This window comes from Paracoccus sediminilitoris (assembly GCF_003259195.1).
GTDB classification, from domain to species: domain Bacteria; phylum Pseudomonadota; class Alphaproteobacteria; order Rhodobacterales; family Rhodobacteraceae; genus Paracoccus; species Paracoccus sediminilitoris.
This window is the reverse complement of record NZ_QJPK01000075.1, coordinates 1-1,229: the sequence shown is the minus strand read 5'-3', so window position 1 is coordinate 1,229 and position 1,229 is coordinate 1. Positions and strand designations below refer to the sequence as shown.

At 63.9% G+C, this 1,229-nt stretch carries 1 protein-coding gene; it reads right to left on the bottom strand.

Annotation, left to right across the window (positions count from 1 at the left end):
• Positions 1–830: recombinase family protein (locus DKT70_RS17605; RefSeq protein ID WP_111560336.1), on the bottom strand; the 830-nt coding region annotated here is incomplete at its 3' end.
• Positions 831–1,229 lie beyond the last annotated feature (399 nt).

Below are 1,229 nucleotides of genomic sequence, written 5' to 3'. Positions count from 1 at the left end.
GGCTGCCAGGTGGTCCGGCCGCGCGGGGTGCGCTCTCGCATCGCCTCCAGGCGGGCGCAGATGGCTTGGAGGGTGATGTTGGGATCCGAGCCCTTTATCGCGGCGACGATGACAGGCAGGCGGTCGTCGCGGTGCCGGCGCTCGGCCCGTTTCAGGACGTCGGGTGGCAGGAAGCCGTCGCGGACATAGGCGCGGGTCGCGCGCAAAAGCCGTGCCTGCGTCCAGTGACGGTCGCGGGGCAGGGGAGCATTGATCAGGCGCACGACGTCTTCCCAAGCCATGCCGGGGCGTAGGCGGCGGACATGTGGGACCCATTCGGGCGCGCGATCCGCCAAGCGTTCCATGAACCCGTCCAACCGGGCCGCCCGCAACCGGCGGATCGCCGTAGGATCACCCGCCCGCAACCCCGGATTGCCGCCGATGCGGCCGTTGCTGCGCGCGCTGGCCAGGCCTGTTTTTGTCCGCTCTCGGATCAGGGCACGCTCGAATTCGGCGGCGGCCCCCAGAACCTGGAGGGTGAATTTGCCTTGCGGGCTGGCCGTGTCGATGGGGTCCTGCAGCGAACGGAAGAACGCGCCCTTGGCATCGAGGAGGTCGATCACCTCCAGGAGATGCGAGAGCGAGCGCGCCAGCCGGTCGATGCGCATGACGATCAGCGTATCGCCACGCCCCATCCGCTTGAGAACGCGCGCCAGCACGGGGCGCCCCCGATCCCCACCCGAGGCCTGTTCCTGGTGAACCTCGGCGCAGCCTGCTGCTGACAAGGCATCGACCTGCGGCCGGGGGGTCTGGTCCTCGGTCGAGACGCGGGCATAGCCGATCAGGGCCATGGGCAACGGGTTTTGCAATTTCGCATGTCGTTATTAAACGACCGTTTGTAAACGGATGCAACACCGATATTTGCTGCAGCTGTACGGATGCTCAGATCCTGTGCGTTCAGCAGGAGACGGAATTTAGCGCCCTTGTGCGCTCTCTGGGCCGTATTCCGAGCCTTTGGGAGTTCCTCTGCCTGAGTGGGAGAGTAGCAGGAATTTCGCTCCTTTTCTAAAAGTACTGGGCAACTGAAGAATGCCGGGTATATGCTAAATTATAAACGCTATAATCATGGGTTATCAGATGGATGTCGTATCGCTTCTTCTGAGTGCCGAGACCCAGGCTGCGAGGGTTGAGGGCATCCTTCTGGCTGACCCCGCCCTGGCTGGATTGTGGCGGATGGAGACGAGCCTTCT